The following is a 16,558-nucleotide window of genomic DNA, read 5'->3' as shown; positions in this document are numbered from 1 at the left end:
ACGGGATAGGCTCCAGACGTCGCTGACTATTCAGCGATCGGGCTTGGAAACCCGAAGAGTCTGGGCAACTAGCACCCCATAGTGATTGCAGGCGAATTTAGCGCCTGCAATCCATCAGTTATGGCGGCTGTGCGTGGGAGACCTTCGGGTCTGCCGGTTTCCTGGATTCCCGGTTTTCCAACCTGCGTACAGCTACCACCCATTCGCTTGGAAACGAACGTGGCAGCTCCTCAAATTCAGGAGTTGGTCCATGAACAATGCAAATCCGCCCCAATCTTCAAACCTGACAACAGTCGGCTTAACCCCTTTCCTCTACTGATCAGAACGCCCGCTGCTCCACGTCAGCGCCGGCGTCCCCATTGGCGACGCCCTGGCCCAAGCCTCCGACCTGCTGTTCCTGGCCAAGGCCTTTGCCGAGGACGTCGCCTACACCAAAGACACCGACCGCCACGCCTGGGCTGCGCATTACCTGACGGCCATGGGCAAGGCCGTGATTGATGACGTGGTGAAGGTGTTGAGATTATGACCAGCTCGCCCAAAGATCAGGCCTGACCGCAGTTCTTCTGTAGGAGCGAGCTCGCTCGCGAAAAACTCAAACACAGCGCATTTCTTCAATGCCTACGCATTATCGTTGGCCATCTTCGCGAGCAAACTCGCTCCTGCAAGGGCCACAAAAAAGCCCCCGTCACCACTGAGGTGACGGGGGCTTCTGCTGTCGCGCCAGCTTACATCTCGATCTGCGTACCCAGCTCGATCACCCGGTTCACCGGCAGCTTGAAGAAGCGCAGGTTGCCATTGGCGTTCTTGAGCATGAAGGCGAACAGCGTCTCGCGCCAGCGCGCCATGCCGACGATCTTGGAGGTGATGACCGTCTCGCGGCTGAGGAAGTAGGTGGTGCGCATCGGGCTGAAGTCCAGCTCGTCCAGGTGGCACAGCTTCAGCGCTTCAGGCACGTCCGGCTCGTCGGTGAAACCGAAGTGCAGGATCACCCGGAAGAAGCCTTCGCCATAGGAATCCACCTCGAAGCGCCGTTGCGTCGGCACCCGTGGGATGTCTTCATAGACCACGGTCAGCAACACCACTTGCTCGTGCAGCACCTGGTTATGCAGCAGGTTGTGCAACAGCGCATGGGGCACGGCGTCGGAGCGTGCAGTGAGGAACACCGCGGTGCCCTGGACCCGATGCGGCGGCTGCACACGGATGCTGTTGATAAAGATCGGCAGCGGCAACGCGCCCTCACCAAGGCGCTCCATCAACAGTTCCTTGCCGCGCTTCCAGGTGGTCATCAGGGCGAACAGCACAATCCCCGCCACTACCGGGAAAGCACCGCCCTGGAAGATTTTCGGCACGTTGGCGGCGAAGAACAGCCCGTCCACCAGCAGGAAGCCCACCAGGATCGGCACCGTCAGCACCGGCGACCACTTCCATAGCAACAGCATCACCGCCGACACCAGGATGCTGGTGATCAGCATGGTCCCGGTCACCGCCACGCCGTAGGCCGAAGCCAGTGCGCCGGAAGACTCGAAGCCCAGCACCAGGAGGATCACACCGACCATCAGCGCCCAGTTCACCGCGCCAATGTAGATCTGCCCCTGCTCCGCGCTGGAAGTGTGCTGGATGTACATGCGCGGGATATAACCCAGCTGGATCGCCTGGCGGGTCAGGGAGAACGCACCGGAGATCACCGCCTGGGAGGCAATCACCGTGGCCAGTGTGGCCAGCACCACCAGCGGGATCAGGGCCCAGCTCGGTGCCAGCAGATAGAACGGGTTACGCGCCGCTTCCGGGTTCTCCAGGAGCAAGGCGCCCTGGCCGAAATAGTTGAGCACCAGCGCCGGCAGCACCAGGGCGAACCAGGCGCGGGCGATCGGCTTGCGACCGAAGTGGCCCATGTCGGCGTACAGCGCTTCGGCACCGGTCAATGCCAGCACCACGGCGCCCAGAATGGCCACGCCCATGCCCGGATGCACGATGAAGAACCGCACACCCCAGACCGGGTTCAGCGCCTGCAGCACTTCCGGATGCTGGGCGATGCCGTAGACCCCCAGCCCACCCAGGGTCACGAACCACAGGACCATCACCGGTCCGAACAGCTTGCCGATGCGATCGGTACCGTGCTTCTGGATCAGAAACAGCGCCACCAGCACGATCAGCGCCATCGGCACGACCCAGTGCTCGAGCCCGTCGAAGGCAATCTCCAGCCCCTCTACCGCCGACAATACGGAAATCGCCGGGGTGATCATGCTGTCGCCGTAGAACAAGGCCGCGCCGATCAGGCCCAGGATGACCAGAACCACCCGCAGCCTCGGATAGGGCGTCGACGCCCGCCGGGCCAGGGCGGTCAAGGCCATGATGCCGCCCTCGCCCTGGTTGTCGGCCCGCAGGATGAACAACACGTATTTGATCGAGACCACCCAGATCAGCGACCAGAAGATCAATGCAAGAATGCCGAACACACCGTCGTGGTTGACCGGAACCCCGTAATGCCCCGCGAATACCTCCTTCAAGGTATAAAGCGGGCTGGTCCCGATGTCGCCATAAACCACCCCGACCGCCGCCACCAGCATCCCCAGGGGCCTGGCCCTGGAATGCTCGCTGCCTACCGCCTGACTACTTGCCTGACCCATCCACCACTCCTACTACCCAGATCGGGGCTTCTTATAAAAGGCATGACATTCAAGACAACGCTAAGCTTGCAAGACTCTCGTGAATGCCCATGCAGCATGCACCCTTTTACTTACAGTTACAGACGTTCTGTTGACTATAAGAATTCACCCGGGCGCAACGGCGCGAAGCATAACGCAGCACTCGTCGTATTTCCCTGCATAAAGCTGGTCAAGTGCGCCAGCCGTCGCTAGAATTGCGCACTTTTTGATCAGAGGCGCCCCTAGCGCCCGTTCGTCGCCAGCGGTTTTATCCAGATCGCCGAGCGACCCGACACCTATACCGAGGTTAGACATGTCCACCCCTACCGCGCCAGCCAACCCCAAGGTCGGCTTCGTTTCCCTGGGTTGCCCGAAAGCGCTGGTCGATTCCGAGCGCATCCTCACGCAACTGCGTATGGAAGGTTATGACGTGGTGTCCACCTACCAGGACGCCGACGTCGTGGTGGTCAACACCTGCGGTTTCATCGACTCGGCCAAGGCCGAATCCCTGGAAGTGATCGGCGAAGCCATCAAGGAAAACGGCAAGGTCATCGTCACCGGCTGCATGGGCGTGGAAGAAGGCAATATCCGCGACGTGCACCCGAGCGTGCTGGCCGTGACCGGTCCGCAGCAGTACGAGCAAGTGGTCAGCGCGGTGCACGAAGTGGTGCCGCCGAAACAGGACCACAACCCGCTGATCGACCTGGTACCGCCACAAGGCATCAAGCTGACCCCGCGTCACTATGCGTACCTGAAGATTTCCGAAGGCTGCAACCACAGCTGCAGCTTCTGCATCATCCCGTCGATGCGCGGCAAGCTGGTCAGCCGCCCGGTCGGCGATGTGCTGGACGAGGCCCAGCGCCTGGTCAAATCCGGAGTCAAGGAACTGCTGGTGATCTCCCAGGACACCAGCGCCTACGGCGTCGACGTCAAGTACCGCACCGGCTTCTGGAACGGCGCGCCGGTGAAAACCCGCATGACCGAGCTGTGCGAAGCACTCAGCACCCTGGGCGTCTGGGTCCGTCTGCACTACGTCTACCCGTACCCGCACGTCGACGAGCTGATCCCGCTGATGGCCGCCGGCAAGATCCTGCCGTACCTGGACATCCCGTTCCAGCACGCCAGCCCGAAAGTGCTCAAGGCCATGAAACGCCCGGCCTTCGAAGACAAGACCCTGGCCCGGATCAAGAACTGGCGCCAGATCTGCCCCGAGCTGATCATCCGCTCGACCTTCATCGTCGGCTTCCCCGGCGAAACCGAAGAAGACTTCCAGTACCTGCTCGACTGGCTGACCGAAGCCCAGCTCGACCGCGTCGGCTGCTTCCAGTACTCGCCGGTGGAAGGTGCGCCGGCCAACGACCTGGACCTGGAAGTGGTCCCGGACGAGGTCAAGCAGGACCGTTGGGAGCGCTTCATGGCGCACCAGCAGGAAATCAGCTCGGCGCGCCTGCAACAGCGCATCGGCAAGGAAATCGAAGTGCTGATCGATGAAGTCGACGAACAGGGCGCCGTGGGCCGCTGCTTCTTCGACGCCCCGGAAATCGACGGCAACGTGTTCATCGACGGTGCCGGCGACCTCAAGCCAGGCGACAAGGTCTGGTGCCGGGTGACCGACGCCGACGAATACGACCTCTGGGCCGAAGTCCTGTAAGGCGTAAAAAACCGCACAGCCCCGCTCTCTTCGCGAGATGCGGGGCTTTTTTACGTCTATCGTTTGCTCAGGACCACGGATGCGTCACCACACAGGAGCAGGCGGCATGCGCCATCATTCGGTCATCCATACCCCGAAACACAGCGACTACCCGGAACTGACCCGGGTCTGGGAAGCCTCGGTGCGCGCCACCCACGACTTCCTGCCGGACAGCTACATCGAACTGCTGAGAAACCTGGTGCTGAACCGCTATCTGGATGCGGTGATGCTGATCTGCACCCGGGACCAGCGCCAGCACATCACCGGCTTCGCCGGGGTCGCCGCCGGCAAGATCGAAATGCTCTTCATCGATCCCGACCATCGCGGCCAGGGCCTGGGCAAGCAATTGCTCAGGTACGCCATCGAACACCTGAACGCCGACGAGCTGGACGTCAACGAGCAGAACCCGCAAGCCCTGGGCTTCTACTTCAAGCAGGGCTTCGAGATCATCGGCCGCTCCGAGCACGACGGCATGGGCCAGCCCTACCCGCTGCTGCACATGCGTCTGAAACAGCCCCAGCAGCAGGCACTGCGCGGCTAAAAGCCACAGCGGGCAAATGGACCCGCGATTAACCGGCGCCGGGCAGGTACAATGCCTGCCCCCTTTTGTTACGGCCCCTGTCATGACTGACCCGATTCGTCTCTCCAAACGCCTCATCGAACTCGTCGGCTGCTCCCGCCGGGAGGCTGAGCTGTTCATCGAGGGCGGCTGGGTCACCGTGGATGGCGAGGTCATCGACGAGCCGCAGTTCAAGGTCGACACCCAGAAAGTCGAGCTCGACCCGCAGGCCAAGGCCACCGCACCGGAGCCGGTGACCCTGCTGCTGAACGTGCCGGCCGGCCAGGACGTCGACAGCGCCATGCAGTCGCTGGGCGCCGCCAGCCTGTCCGAGGAACACCGCTTCGGCAAACGGCCGCTCAAGGGCCACTTCCTGCGCCTGACCGCCAGCGCCGACCTGCAAGCCAACGCCAGCGGCCTGCTGGTGTTCACCCAGGACTGGAAGATCCTGCGCAAGCTGACCGCCGATGCGGCCAAGATCGAGCAGGAATACGTGGTCGAGGTGGAAGGCGAGATGGTCGCCCACGGCCTCAACCGCCTGAACCACGGCCTGACTTACAAGGGCCGGGAACTGCCGCCGGTCAAGGCCAGCTGGCAGAACGAAAACCGCCTGCGCTTCGCCATGAAGAACCCGCAACCGGGCGTGATCGCCCTGCTCTGCGAAGCGGTAGGCCTGAAGGTCGTCGCCATTCGCCGCATCCGTATCGGTGGGGTTTCCATCGGCAAGGTGCCGGTCGGGCAATGGCGCTACCTGTCCGCCAAAGAGAAATTCTAGGCCGACACCCATTCAGACGCCGCGCTTGCCTGCGGCGCTCAACGTGAACAGACCAGGACTGTAGACATGATTCATAACGATGTACTGCGCAGCGTGCGCTACATGCTCGACATCAGCGACAAGAAGGTCGTCGAGATCATCAAGCTCACCGGCTTTGAAGTGAGCCTGAACGACATCGTCGGCTACCTGAAAAAGGACGAGGAAGAAGGTTTCGTGCATTGCCCGGACGAGGTCATGGCGCACTTCCTCGACGGCCTGGTGATCTTCAAGCGTGGCAAGGACGAAAGCCGTCCGCCGCTGCCGATCGAACTGCCGGTGACCAACAACATCATCCTGAAGAAGCTGCGGGTCGCTTTCGAGCTGAAGGAAGACGACATGCACGCCATCCTCAAGGCCGCCGATTTCCCGGTGTCCAAGCCCGAGCTGAGCGCGCTGTTCCGCAAGTTCGGCCACACCAACTACCGCCCGTGCGGCGACCAGTTGCTGCGCAACTTCCTCAAGGGCCTGACCCTGCGCATTCGCGGCTGATTGCCCCTCGATCCGCGGTGGCCACCCTCGGCCACCGCCATGCATGACCCTTCATTCCTCCGCACAATAATGGCTCCGCTCACCGCGACTGACGACTAGGGTATGCACTGCCCCTCAACCCTCAGGATTCGCCATGCATCCCTACTTTTCCCTGCAAGGCCGTACCGCCCTGGTGACCGGCGGCACCCGCGGCATCGGCAAGATGATCGCCAAGGCTTTTGTCGAGGCCGGCGCCACTGTCTATGTCTGCGCCCGCGATGCCGAGGCCTGCCAGCAGACCGCGACGGAGCTCGGGGCCCTGGGCAGCTGCCACGCCCTGTCCGCCAACCTGGCGAGCGAAGAAGGCATCCAGCAACTCGTCTCCCGCCTCGAAGCCCAGGTCGATCAACTGGATATCCTGGTGAACAACGCCGGCACCACCTGGGGGGCGCCGCTGGAAAGCTACCCGGTCAAGGGCTGGGAAAAGGTCATGCAATTGAACGTGACCTCGGTGTTCAGCTGCATCCAGCAATTCCTGCCGCTATTGCGCAAGGCGGGCTCCACGGCCAATCCGGCGCGCATCATCAATATCGGCTCGGTGGCCGGGATCTCCTCCTTTGGCGAACAGGCGTACGCCTATGGCCCGAGCAAGGCGGCGCTGCACCAGCTGTCGCGGATCCTCGCCCGCGAACTGGTCAGCCAGCACATCAACGTCAACGTGATCGCCCCCGGGCGCTTTCCGAGCAAGATGACCCAGCATATCGGCAACGACGAGCAGGCCCTGGCCGAGGATACGGCGCTGATCCCGATGAAACGCTGGGGCCGCGAGGAGGAAATGGCTGCCCTGGCCATCAGCCTGGCGAGTACCGCCGGGGCCTATATGACCGGGAATATCATTCCGCTGGATGGTGGGTTCAGCCTCTGACTCCACCTGTAGCCGCAGCCTGCGGCAGCGGCTACAGGTCAACGCGGGTTATCATGGCGGCCCCTACCCCGTCTCGACCCCAGACCATGACCTACAGCGTTTCCCCCATCGGCTTCGTACGCTCCTGCTTCAAGGAAAAGTTCGCCATCCCGCGCCAGCCGCAACTGGCCCCGGCGGCCCGTGGCGTGCTGGAGCTGGTGGCGCCCTTCGACCAGGGCGACGCGGTGCAGGGCCTGGAACAGGTCAGCCACATCTGGCTGCTGTTCCTGTTTCACCAGGCGCTGGAAGACAAACCGCGGCTCAAGGTCCGCCCGCCGCGCCTGGGCGGCAACAAGTCCATGGGCGTATTCGCCACCCGCGCCACTCACCGCCCCAACGGCATCGGCCAGTCGGTGGTCAAGCTGGACAAAGTCGAGGCCAATCGCCTGTGGATCTCCGGCATCGACCTGCTGGACGGCACGCCGATTCTCGATATCAAGCCCTACGTGCCCTATGCCGACATCATCGACAGCGCGAGCAATAGCATCGCCAGCGCGGCACCGGAGCTGATCCCGGTGCAATGGAGCGACAATGCCCTGCAACAGGCCCATACGCACGCTCAACGCCTGCAGGAGCCGCTGGTGGAGCTGATCGAACAATGCCTGGCCCAGGACCCGCGCCCGGCCTACCAGACACCCACTCCAGAGCGTGAATACGGCGCGCAATTCTGGGACCTGGACGTGCGCTGGCACTATCCGCAGCCGGGCCTGATCCAGGTCCTGGAAGTGGTTCCAGCGCGCTGACAGCCGGCCGGAAACGAAAAAGCCCGCGCTGCCTTCTCAGGCAACGCGGGCTTTTTCTGTGCTGCGAGTCGCTTACTTCTCGACGAAGGCGCGCTCGATCAGGTAGTCACCCGGCTCGCGCATGCGTGGCGAAACGGTCAGGCCGAAGCTGTTGAGCACTTCGCTGGTCTCCTCGAGCATGCTCGGGCTGCCACACAGCATGGCGCGGTCGTCCTGCGGGTTGATCGGCGGCAGACCGATGTCGCTGAACAGCTTGCCGCTGCGCATCAGGTCGGTCAGGCGGCCTTCGTTCTCGAACGGCTCGCGGGTCACGGTCGGGTAGTAGATCAGTTTTTCACGCAGCGCTTCGCCGAAGAACTCGTTCTGTGGCAGGTGCTCGGTGATGAACTCGCGGTAGGCGACTTCGTTGACGTAACGCACGCCGTGGCACAGGATCACTTTCTCGAAACGCTCGTAGGTTTCCGGATCCTGGATGACGCTCATGAACGGCGCCAGGCCGGTGCCGGTGCTGAGCAGGTACAGGTGTTTGCCAGGCTTCAAGTCGTCCAGTACCAGGGTACCGGTAGGCTTCTTGCTGATGATGATCTCGTCGCCTTCCTTCAAATGCTGCAGCTGGGAAGTCAGCGGACCATCGGGAACCTTGATGCTGAAGAACTCGAGATGCTCTTCCCAGTTCGGGCTGGCAATCGAGTAAGCGCGCATAAGCGGGCGGCCGTTGGGTTGTTGCAGGCCGATCATCACGAACTGACCGTTCTCGAAGCGCAGGCCCGGATCGCGGGTGCACTTGAAGCTGAACAGAGTGTCGTTCCAGTGGTGAACACTGAGGACACGCTCGTGGTTCATGTTGCTCATGTACGGGGGACTCCTGGAAAGTTGTCAGCGCACGCTCTGACAGGCGAGCCGAGCGCAATTGCACAGCATTCTAATGGCGGCGACAATATCTGTTAACTGGATTATTAAGATAAGGGTTATCGGTTATATCGATATGCGATTCACTCTCCGTCAACTGCAAGTATTCGTCGCCGTCGCCCAGCAAGAGAGCGTTTCTCGTGCTGCCGGCCTGCTGGCCCTTTCCCAATCCGCGGCGAGCACTTCGATCACCGAGCTCGAACGGCAATCCAGTTGCCAGTTGTTCGATCGCGCCGGCAAACGCCTGAGCCTCAACGCCCTGGGCAAACAGCTGCTGCCCCAGGCGGTGGCGTTGCTGGACCAGGCCAAGGAAATCGAAGACCTGCTCAACGGCAAATCCGGCTTCGGCTCGTTGTCGGTGGGCGCGACCCTGACCATCGGCAACTACCTGGCGACCCTGTTGATCGGCAGCTTCATGCAAGTCCACCCCGAGAGCCAGGTCAAACTCCATGTGCAGAACACTGCGCATATCGTGCAACAGGTCGCCCACTACGAAATTGATCTGGGTCTAATCGAGGGCGACTGCAGCCACCCGGACATCGAAGTGCAAACCTGGGTCGAGGATGAGCTGGTGGTGTTCTGCGCGCCACAACACCCCTTGGCCAAACGCGGCCATGCGAGCATGGAGGAGCTGACCCACGAGGCCTGGATTCTGCGCGAACAGGGCTCGGGCACGCGCCTGACCTTCGACCAGGCCATGCGTCATCACCGCAGCGCGCTGAATATCCGGCTCGAACTGGAACACACCGAAGCAATCAAGCGCGCAGTGGAGTCAGGGTTGGGGATTGGCTGCATTTCCAGACTGGCGCTGCGCGACGCCTTTCGCCGCGGCAGCCTGGTCCCGGTAGAGACGCCGGACCTGGACCTGGCCCGGCAGTTCTACTTCATCTGGCACAAACAGAAGTACCAGACCTCGGCGATGCGCGAGTTCCTCGAGCTCTGCCGCTCCTTTACCGCCGGAGTGCAGCGCAGCGACGAGATCGTGCTGCCGAGCATTCCCTAGATCAGGATCACGGCCCAGACCACAGTGATCATGCTCAAGGCCACGAGTTGCGCGGCGCTGCCCATGTCCTTGGCATTTTTCGACAGTGGATGGCGATCCAGGGAGATGCGGTCGATCGCCGCCTCGACCGCCGAATTGAGCAATTCGACAATCAATGCCAACAGGCAGACCGCGATCAGCAACGCCCGCTCGACCCGGCTGACATTCAGCAGGAAAGACACGGGGATCAGAATCGCGTTGAGCAGCACCAACTGACGAAACGCAGCTTCGCCGGTGAAGGCGGCCCGCAGGCCATCGAGGGAGTATCCCGAGGCATTGAGGATGCGTTTAAGACCGGTTTGACCTTTGAAAGGCGACATAAATTAGGCAACTAGAACAATAAGGAATGGGAAAGCTAGTTCAACCAAAGTCAAAAAAGCGTGAAGAAATAGCCGGTTACTGGCTGGAAATTGACTCAAGTTGTTGCAGGAGCAGTGCCGCCTGAGTGCGGGTACGCACCCCCAGCTTACGGAAGATCGCCGTCACGTGGGCCTTGATGGTCGCTTCCGAAACGCTCAGTTCATAAGCGATCTGCTTGTTCAGCAAACCTTCGCAGACCATGGTCAGCACGCGGAACTGTTGTGGCGTCAGGCTCGCCAGGCCTTCGCTGGCCGCCTTGGCCTCAGCGGAGACGCTGACCTGTTCGAAGGCCTGCGGCGGCCACCAGACATCGCCGTCGAGCACACTGCGCACGGCCTGTTGAATGACTTCGAGAGAACTGGACTTGGGAATAAAACCACTGGCGCCAAATTCACGTGAACGCACCATCACGGATGCTTCTTCCTGTGCCGACACCATCACCACCGGAATCTGCGGGTACTGACCGCGCAACAGCACCAGACCGGAAAAACCGTAAGCACCAGGCATGTTCAGGTCCAGCAGCACCAGGTCCCAATCAGCCTTTTCGGTCAGGCGGGCTTCCAGTTCGGCAATGCTCGCCACTTCCACCAGACGGACATCCGGGCCGAGGCCCAGGGTCACCGCTTGGTGCAGTGCGCTACGAAAGAGGGGGTGGTCATCGGCAATCAGGATTTCGTATGTGGCCATTTTTCAAATGATCCTGTTTTTTATGGGAGAACCGATGCATTCGGTCCTCGCCAAGGCAACACAGGTGTCAGCCAGAATGCTGCACCCAAAGAGCACGATCAACGCCAAGAGCCCGAAAATGCGGCGTTTCAAGGATCGGTCGCGCCCTAATCGGCGCCAAGCATGCCCAGCGAAGCCGGGGTGGTCAAGCTTCGGGCCGTGCAGCATCTTAGCTTGCTAACTAATAAGAGTGCCATCACGCAAAGCCCGCGCCCTGCGCGACTGTGCCTCGATGCTGAGCGCGATACTGGTGGCACAACTCTGGCCGAAAAAACTCCAACCCCTGCCTCAGGCTTTACAGAAAAAGCTTGAGGCGCGTGTGCGTCTCGTCATCAGGGTCGATCTCAAGCTGGAACTTGGCCGACAAGTAATGGGTGCTGAACACATCCAGGTAAGCATCCAGCACTTCGCCGGCCTGCCGGTCGGCGGCCAGTTCCAGGCACAGCGCCGCAACCTCCGCGGTGCAGAAATGGTCATCGCGCTTGGAGCGCCGCAGCTTGTAGCGCGACAACTGTTCCGGCTCCAGGCTCAATACCGGCAAGTGCTCTAGATAGGGGCTCTTGCGAAACATCTTGCGCGCTTCGCTCCAGGTCGCATCCAGCAGGATAAACAGCGGGCGCTTGCCCGCCTCCAGGCGGACTTCGCTCACCACCCGCTGTGGCGCGACGAACTCTCCGGGGAACACCACATAAGGCTGCCACTGGGGATCGGCCAGCAAGGCCAGCAATTGTGGGTCGACTTCCGTCCGTGACCAGGGGAACGCCATGGTGTCTTCTATGACATCGGCGATCAGCCAGCCGGTATTGCTCGGCTTCATGGGTTCGACGTCATGCATGATCAGGCACATCGCCGACTGCGCGGAAACCTTGGGGCGCCAGGCGCACATGCAGTGGCTGGGAATCACCCGACAGCCCGCACAGCGTTCCGCCCGGGAACCACGGGCAGTAAAAGGCCTGACCGCACGCGCAAGACGTTGGGCACGCAGGCGGGAAACGGCGTGACTCATTAGAAGCCGCCCTGACAGAAAGAAGGAATCGACACGAAAGGAACTCGGAAAGCTGAAAATTCGCACAAGTTTATCAGAGCTCTCTGCTCAAACCTGTACCGCCTACCCTCGCTCCCCTATAATTCGCCGCCACTGAACGCACAGTCGCGTGACTGGTCGAAGCATCAGTCACTGAACCAGGAGAGTTTCATGTTGCGCTTTATCGTTCCCACCGCCGCCCTTCTGCTGGCCTTGCCGTTCAGTGCTCAGGCTGCATCGCTGCAAGACTTCGAACTGAACAAGACCCTGCAGAAAACCGCCGAGGAAAGTAACGTCGGCACGCCTCGGGAAGTCAACGAGAACATCCTCGACCAGGGTTATACCGTCGAAGGCAAGGAACTGATCAACCACCTCAGCGTCCAGGCCGAACACGCTGAAAAAATGCGCGCCAACCCCAAGGCGGTCTACCTGCAACTGGGCGCCAGCGTTTGTCGTGACCCGAACTACCGCAAGCTGATGGCCAAGGGCGCAATCATGCGCTACGAATTCACCGAAAACCGCACCAACCGCCCGGTCGCTTCGGCGCGCTTCCAGGAGTCGGACTGCCCGGCCCCGGCGAAGAAGAAAAAGTAATTCAGTGCCCTGCTGCGCGCCGCTGTTGATCATCGGCCCGCAGCTCCGCCAACAGGGCCTGCAAGTAGCTCGAACGGCGCTCCCCACCTTCAAGCCGGAGTCGGCATTCCTCTTCAAGAGTCAGATGATTGGCGTCTGCCGCTGACTTCAGCAGTTGATACAGCTGCGCATCTATATCCAGCACGACTTTGTGCATGACCAGCCTCCGTGCCCCCACTCGCCATTACCTGCGCGACAACCCCGTCCCGTGCATCCTGCCCTTTGACGCCAAGCTGTCTTGCTGGCGCTGTAACTTAGTAAATCAGAGCCCCCACTGGTTGGTACTCGTTCAGACAAGCGGTGAAAACACTGCGCGCCTGCGGCAATAAGTGATTGCCAGCCCCGACTTTCAAGGGCCATGATCAAGTCAGCGCGAATCATCATGAAGGTCTAGATTTCAAAGTGTTCATGCTGAATTTTCCTGGGTAGATCCGGAGGCTGCCCAAGCGCGTCTTGCAGTGCACATGCTTTCTAAATCAAGGAATAGCAGAACCTGTATGGATGGCCCGCTGGCCACGACAGGGTTTTTCCACCCTGGCGAATCAGCCGCCAAAGCCGGGCTGACAGCGACACATGCAGTGTCGGGATGCCAACGAATGCTTCGTTCGTGTCAAAGGTTCTGTGCAGAAGGAGAAGTTGAATGCCTTACGAACCGAATGACCTCCTCAGTCGTCATTTTCAGAGCAACGGTATCGATCTTAGCAAGGTCGAAGAACAACTCAACCTGATCGCCCCCAACAGCCCCAACATCCCTCTTTATCGCGACATGATTCTCACCGTCCTGCGCATGGCCCAGGACGACCTCAACCGCTGGAACGCGAAAATCACCCTGCAGGCCCTGCGCGAACTGGAACATGCTTTCCGCGTACTGGAACAGTTCAAGGGACGACGCAAGGTGACGGTATTCGGCTCCGCGCGCACGCCGATCGAACACCCGCTGTATGGCCTGGCGCGAGAGCTCGGCGCGGCCCTGGCCCGCTCCGACCTGATGGTCATCACCGGTGCCGGTGGCGGCATCATGGCCGCGGCCCACGAAGGTGCCGGTCGCGATCATAGCCTGGGGTTCAATATCACCCTGCCCTTCGAGCAGCATGCGAACCCGACGGTGGACGGTACAGAGAACCTGCTGTCCTTCCACTTCTTCTTTACCCGCAAGCTGTTCTTCGTCAAGGAAGCCGATGCCCTGGTGTTATGCCCGGGTGGCTTTGGCACGCTCGATGAGGCGCTGGAAGTACTGACCCTGATCCAGACCGGCAAGAGCCCGCTGGTACCGGTAGTGCTGCTGGATGTCCCGGGAGGAACCTTCTGGCAAGGGGCGCTGGACTTTATCCACAACCAGCTCGAGAACAACCGCTACATCCTGCCAACCGACATGAAGCTGATGCGCCTGGCGCATAACACCGAGGAGGCGGTGGAGGAAATCAACCAGTTCTACAGCAACTTCCACTCCAGTCGCTGGCTGAAACATCAGTTTGTCATTCGCATGAATCACAAGCTCAGCGAACCGGCGCTCGAGCAGATGCAGACGGCTTTCGCCGACCTGTGCCTGAGCGATCGCTTCCATCAACATGCTTACAACGTGGAAGAACACAACGAACCGGAGTTCAGCCATCTGGCACGCCTGTCGTTCACCTTCAACGCCCGCGACAATGGTCGCTTGCGCGAGCTGATCGACTTCATCAACCTGCCGGAAAACTGGGCGGTAAATCAGGCCAGGACGTCACAACGCAGCAGAGAACCGATCAAGGTCACTTGAGCGCAAATGCAGCGGCCTGCGCATTCAATTCGCGGGCCCTACAGGTCAGTCGTCCACCCTTCGGCCGCTCAACAAGCGGCCGATCATGTCCATCGAATATCCCCGATAGCCCAGAAAGCGGCCTTGTTTGGCACGCTCCTTGGCATCTATCGGGAAATGCCCGGCAAACTTGCGCTGCCAGACCTCTTCCAGTTGCGCCTGCCAGTCAATACCGCTCTCACGCAGGGCGAGTTCGATATCGGCACGCTGCAAACCGCGCTGGCTGAGTTCTTCGCGAATACGCATGGGGCCGTAGCCGGAACGGGCACGATAGGAAACGAAACTTTCGAGGTAGCGGGATTCGGATAACAGCCCCTCTTCCGTCAAACGGTCGAGGGCTGTTTCGATCATCTCGGGAGAGGCGCCGCGCTGACGCAGTTTACGCGTCAGCTCGACTCGACCGTGCTCGCGTCGCGCGAGCAGGTCCATTGCGGTTCGCCGCACCGCGACGAGGGTATCGAGTACGGCGGTCATCGGATCGATCAGATATCCGCGTCAGCCATGTCATCGATGGTCTCGTTGACCGGCGAAGCTTTGACATCAGCGGTTGGAGCCAGCAGCTTGTCGCGAATCTGCTTCTCGAGGGCATTGCCGATTTCCGGATTGTCCTGCAGGAACTTGGCCGAGTTGGCCTTGCCCTGACCGATCTTGTTGCCCTGGTAGCTGTACCAGGCACCGGACTTCTCGAGGAAACCGTGCAGCACGCCCAGATCGATGATCTCGCCGTTCAGGTAGATACCCTTGCCGTACAGGATCTGGAATTCAGCCTGACGGAACGGTGGAGCCACCTTGTTCTTGACGATCTTGACCCGGGTTTCGCTACCGACGACTTCGTCGCCTTCCTTCACCGCGCCAGTACGACGGATGTCCAGACGAACCGAGGCGTAGAACTTCAGCGCGTTACCGCCGGTGGTGGTTTCCGGGCTGCCGAACATCACGCCGATTTTCATACGGATCTGGTTGATGAAGATCACCAGACAGTTGGCGTTCTTGATGTTACCGGTGATCTTGCGCAGCGCCTGGGACATCAGGCGGGCCTGCAGGCCCACGTGCATGTCGCCCATCTCGCCTTCGATCTCGGCCTTGGGCACCAGTGCCGCCACGGAGTCGATCACGATCACGTCGATGGCATTGGAGCGCACCAGCATGTCGGTGATTTCCAGCGCCTGTTCGCCGGTGTCCGGCTGGGAAACCAGCAGGTCGTCAACGTTGACCCCCAGTTTGCCGGCGTATTCCGGGTCCAGTGCGTGCTCGGCGTCGACGAAGGCGCAGGTGGCGCCCATCTTCTGTGCCTGGGCAATCACGGACAGGGTCAGGGTGGTTTTACCGGACGATTCCGGACCGTAGATTTCAACAATACGGCCTTTTGGCAGGCCGCCGATGCCGAGCGCGATGTCCAGACCCAGAGAGCCAGTGGAAATGGCCGGGATCGCCTGGCGATCGTGATCGCCCATACGCATTACGGCACCCTTGCCGAATTGACGTTCGATCTGACCCAGGGCCGCAGCCAAGGCTTTCTTCTTGTTGTCGTCCATTAAAGTCCTCACGTAATCAATAAGGCCTGACGGCCAACACCTGTATAAGTAGCCAGTATTATTCCACAGCGTTCGTGGATCGCCTACCCCTGTTTTGAGATTTCTGCCGCGGCATGTTGCAGCAAGCCCTCTAGCGCGGCCTTCACCGTTTGTCGGCGGACTTCGTCCCGATTCCCGGCAAAGTGTCGGCACTCGGCCGTTACTGCCTCTCCGACGCCCCAGGCCAGCCATACGGTGCCCACCGGCTTCTGCGGCGAGCCGCCATCCGGGCCGGCCACGCCGCTGACCGCCACGGCAAAACGCGCCCTGCTTTTGCCCTGCGCGCCCCGCACCATCGCCTCGACCACTTCGCGGCTGACCGCGCCGACGGAAGCGAACAGCGCTTGCGGCACCCCCAGTTGCTGGGTTTTCTGCCGATTGGAGTAGGTCACATAACCCGCCTCGAACCAGGCCGAACTCCCCGGAATGCGGGTAATGGCCTCGGCAATCCCGCCACCGGTGCAGGATTCGGCGGTGGTGACGTGGGTATTCAGAACCTGCAAGCGCCTGCCAAGTTCAGCGGCAAGCTGGGTGATTTCGTTCACGGTCCTCTCCTGATCGGGCTGGCGGAGGTCTTACCGTACACGAGCGATACGCGCTTGCAAGGCACGC

The 16,558-nt window shown here is 60.9% G+C and carries 18 protein-coding genes and 1 pseudogene; 10 read left to right on the top strand and 9 right to left on the bottom strand.

The genetic code is table 11. The features are described 5' to 3' along the window. Positions 1-250: 250 nt before the first annotated feature. Positions 251-526: pseudogene (locus J4D28_RS14285) on the top strand (DUF3077 domain-containing protein). 199 nt (positions 527-725) lie between these two features. Here J4D28_RS14285 and J4D28_RS14280 read toward each other — a convergent pair. Then, positions 726-2,567, bottom strand: coding sequence for a potassium transporter Kup (locus J4D28_RS14280; RefSeq protein WP_371920935.1), 1,842 nt, complete (start codon positions 2,565-2,567; stop codon positions 726-728). A gap of 391 nt (positions 2,568-2,958) precedes the next feature. Here J4D28_RS14280 and rimO point away from each other — a divergent pair, with 391 nt between their 5' ends. From rimO to tsaA, 6 genes are all read left to right on the top strand, one after another. Continuing rightward, on the top strand, positions 2,959-4,296 hold the full coding sequence (gene rimO / locus J4D28_RS14275) for a 30S ribosomal protein S12 methylthiotransferase RimO (protein WP_016702026.1): 1,338 nt from the start codon (positions 2,959-2,961) through the stop codon (positions 4,294-4,296). 106 nt (positions 4,297-4,402) lie between these two features. Continuing rightward, positions 4,403-4,876, top strand: a complete 474-nt coding sequence (locus J4D28_RS14270) for a GNAT family N-acetyltransferase (RefSeq protein ID WP_009047338.1) — start codon at positions 4,403-4,405, stop codon at positions 4,874-4,876. Between the two features lie 82 nt (positions 4,877-4,958). Beyond that, positions 4,959-5,669: an rRNA pseudouridine synthase gene (locus J4D28_RS14265; protein ID WP_016702025.1), complete on the top strand. Its 711-nt coding sequence runs from the start codon at positions 4,959-4,961 to the stop codon at positions 5,667-5,669. 66 nt (positions 5,670-5,735) lie between these two features. Further along, positions 5,736-6,197: a DUF1456 family protein gene (locus tag J4D28_RS14260; RefSeq protein WP_009047336.1), complete on the top strand. Its 462-nt coding sequence runs from the start codon at positions 5,736-5,738 to the stop codon at positions 6,195-6,197. A 133-nt stretch (positions 6,198-6,330) separates the two neighbouring features. Further along, the gene (locus J4D28_RS14255) at positions 6,331-7,101 is read left to right on the top strand and encodes an SDR family oxidoreductase (RefSeq protein WP_103331125.1); all 771 of its coding nucleotides are present in this window, start codon (positions 6,331-6,333) and stop codon (positions 7,099-7,101) included. Positions 7,102-7,187: 86 nt separating this feature from the next. After that, positions 7,188-7,883: a tRNA (N6-threonylcarbamoyladenosine(37)-N6)-methyltransferase TrmO gene (gene tsaA, locus J4D28_RS14250; protein WP_028681824.1), complete on the top strand. Its 696-nt coding sequence runs from the start codon at positions 7,188-7,190 to the stop codon at positions 7,881-7,883. A gap of 72 nt (positions 7,884-7,955) precedes the next feature. On the opposite strand, the gene fpr is transcribed toward tsaA, so the two are convergent. After that, complete coding sequence (fpr, locus tag J4D28_RS14245; protein WP_009047333.1) at positions 7,956-8,735, bottom strand: ferredoxin-NADP reductase; 780 nt, start codon at positions 8,733-8,735, stop codon at positions 7,956-7,958. A gap of 133 nt (positions 8,736-8,868) precedes the next feature. Between fpr and J4D28_RS14240 the strand changes: the two genes are divergently transcribed. Then, positions 8,869-9,795 carry a LysR family transcriptional regulator gene (locus tag J4D28_RS14240; protein ID WP_009047332.1) on the top strand — a complete coding sequence of 309 codons (927 nt, stop codon included), beginning with the start codon at positions 8,869-8,871 and terminating at the stop codon, positions 9,793-9,795. Here J4D28_RS14240 and J4D28_RS14235 read toward each other — a convergent pair. The 3 genes from J4D28_RS14235 to J4D28_RS14225 all read right to left on the bottom strand — a co-directional run bounded on the left by J4D28_RS14235 (position 9,792) and on the right by J4D28_RS14225 (position 11,926). After that, entirely contained in the window at positions 9,792-10,154 is a 363-nt protein-coding gene (locus J4D28_RS14235; RefSeq protein ID WP_009047331.1) for a diacylglycerol kinase, read from the bottom strand. The genes J4D28_RS14240 and J4D28_RS14235 overlap by 4 nt on opposite strands. Before the next feature lie 76 nt (positions 10,155-10,230). Continuing rightward, complete coding sequence (gene erdR / locus J4D28_RS14230; RefSeq protein WP_009047330.1) at positions 10,231-10,881, bottom strand: response regulator transcription factor ErdR; 651 nt, start codon at positions 10,879-10,881, stop codon at positions 10,231-10,233. Between the two features lie 334 nt (positions 10,882-11,215). Beyond that, a complete protein-coding gene (locus J4D28_RS14225; protein ID WP_103331124.1) occupies positions 11,216-11,926 on the bottom strand; it encodes a tRNA-uridine aminocarboxypropyltransferase in 711 nt (236 codons plus the stop codon). Positions 11,927-12,115: 189 nt separating this feature from the next. Between J4D28_RS14225 and J4D28_RS14220 the strand changes: the two genes are divergently transcribed. Beyond that, the gene (locus J4D28_RS14220) at positions 12,116-12,538 is read left to right on the top strand and encodes a PA3611 family quorum-sensing-regulated virulence factor (protein ID WP_007923938.1); all 423 of its coding nucleotides are present in this window, start codon (positions 12,116-12,118) and stop codon (positions 12,536-12,538) included. Between the two features lies 1 nt (position 12,539). On the opposite strand, the gene J4D28_RS14215 is transcribed toward J4D28_RS14220, so the two are convergent. Next, positions 12,540-12,734 (bottom strand): hypothetical protein, encoded by a 195-nt coding sequence (locus J4D28_RS14215; protein ID WP_103331123.1) that lies wholly within the window; start codon positions 12,732-12,734, stop codon positions 12,540-12,542. A gap of 483 nt (positions 12,735-13,217) precedes the next feature. Here J4D28_RS14215 and J4D28_RS14210 point away from each other — a divergent pair, with 483 nt between their 5' ends. Beyond that, a complete protein-coding gene (locus J4D28_RS14210; protein WP_016702021.1) occupies positions 13,218-14,333 on the top strand; it encodes a TIGR00730 family Rossman fold protein in 1,116 nt (371 codons plus the stop codon). Positions 14,334-14,378: 45 nt separating this feature from the next. On the opposite strand, the gene recX is transcribed toward J4D28_RS14210, so the two are convergent. The 3 genes from recX to J4D28_RS14195 all read right to left on the bottom strand — a co-directional run bounded on the left by recX (position 14,379) and on the right by J4D28_RS14195 (position 16,491). Further along, a complete protein-coding gene (gene recX, locus J4D28_RS14205) occupies positions 14,379-14,846 on the bottom strand; it encodes a recombination regulator RecX (RefSeq protein ID WP_016702020.1) in 468 nt (155 codons plus the stop codon). A gap of 8 nt (positions 14,847-14,854) precedes the next feature. After that, entirely contained in the window at positions 14,855-15,907 is a 1,053-nt protein-coding gene (gene recA / locus J4D28_RS14200) for a recombinase RecA (RefSeq protein WP_007923942.1), read from the bottom strand. A gap of 83 nt (positions 15,908-15,990) precedes the next feature. Beyond that, complete coding sequence (locus J4D28_RS14195) at positions 15,991-16,491, bottom strand: CinA family protein (RefSeq protein ID WP_103331122.1); 501 nt, start codon at positions 16,489-16,491, stop codon at positions 15,991-15,993. Positions 16,492-16,558: the final 67 nt, after the last annotated feature.

Source organism: Pseudomonas sp. GW531-T4, from assembly GCF_017349615.1.
Classification (GTDB): Bacteria; Pseudomonadota; Gammaproteobacteria; order Pseudomonadales; family Pseudomonadaceae; genus Aquipseudomonas; species Aquipseudomonas chlororaphis_I.
This window is presented reverse-complemented; position numbering and strand designations above follow the sequence as displayed.

Excerpts from the sequence above, each read along its gene's own strand:
- J4D28_RS14280 (WP_371920935.1), bottom strand. The coding sequence starts at position 2,567 with ATGCTGGTGGCGGCGGTCGGGGTGGTTTATGGCGACATCGGGACCAGC.
- rimO (WP_016702026.1), top strand. The coding sequence starts at position 2,959 with ATGTCCACCCCTACCGCGCCAGCCAACCCCAAGGTCGGCTTCGTTTCC.
- J4D28_RS14270 (WP_009047338.1), top strand. The coding sequence starts at position 4,403 with ATGCGCCATCATTCGGTCATCCATACCCCGAAACACAGCGACTACCCG.
- J4D28_RS14265 (WP_016702025.1), top strand. The coding sequence starts at position 4,959 with ATGACTGACCCGATTCGTCTCTCCAAACGCCTCATCGAACTCGTCGGC.
- J4D28_RS14260 (WP_009047336.1), top strand. The coding sequence starts at position 5,736 with ATGATTCATAACGATGTACTGCGCAGCGTGCGCTACATGCTCGACATC.
- J4D28_RS14255 (WP_103331125.1), top strand. The coding sequence starts at position 6,331 with ATGCATCCCTACTTTTCCCTGCAAGGCCGTACCGCCCTGGTGACCGGC.
- tsaA (WP_028681824.1), top strand. The coding sequence starts at position 7,188 with ATGACCTACAGCGTTTCCCCCATCGGCTTCGTACGCTCCTGCTTCAAG.
- fpr (WP_009047333.1), bottom strand. The coding sequence starts at position 8,735 with ATGAGCAACATGAACCACGAGCGTGTCCTCAGTGTTCACCACTGGAAC.
- J4D28_RS14240 (WP_009047332.1), top strand. The coding sequence starts at position 8,869 with ATGCGATTCACTCTCCGTCAACTGCAAGTATTCGTCGCCGTCGCCCAG.
- J4D28_RS14235 (WP_009047331.1), bottom strand. The coding sequence starts at position 10,154 with ATGTCGCCTTTCAAAGGTCAAACCGGTCTTAAACGCATCCTCAATGCC.
- erdR (WP_009047330.1), bottom strand. The coding sequence starts at position 10,881 with ATGGCCACATACGAAATCCTGATTGCCGATGACCACCCCCTCTTTCGT.
- J4D28_RS14225 (WP_103331124.1), bottom strand. The coding sequence starts at position 11,926 with ATGAGTCACGCCGTTTCCCGCCTGCGTGCCCAACGTCTTGCGCGTGCG.
- J4D28_RS14220 (WP_007923938.1), top strand. The coding sequence starts at position 12,116 with ATGTTGCGCTTTATCGTTCCCACCGCCGCCCTTCTGCTGGCCTTGCCG.
- J4D28_RS14215 (WP_103331123.1), bottom strand. The coding sequence starts at position 12,734 with ATGCACAAAGTCGTGCTGGATATAGATGCGCAGCTGTATCAACTGCTG.
- J4D28_RS14210 (WP_016702021.1), top strand. The coding sequence starts at position 13,218 with ATGCCTTACGAACCGAATGACCTCCTCAGTCGTCATTTTCAGAGCAAC.
- recX (WP_016702020.1), bottom strand. The coding sequence starts at position 14,846 with ATGACCGCCGTACTCGATACCCTCGTCGCGGTGCGGCGAACCGCAATG.
- recA (WP_007923942.1), bottom strand. The coding sequence starts at position 15,907 with ATGGACGACAACAAGAAGAAAGCCTTGGCTGCGGCCCTGGGTCAGATC.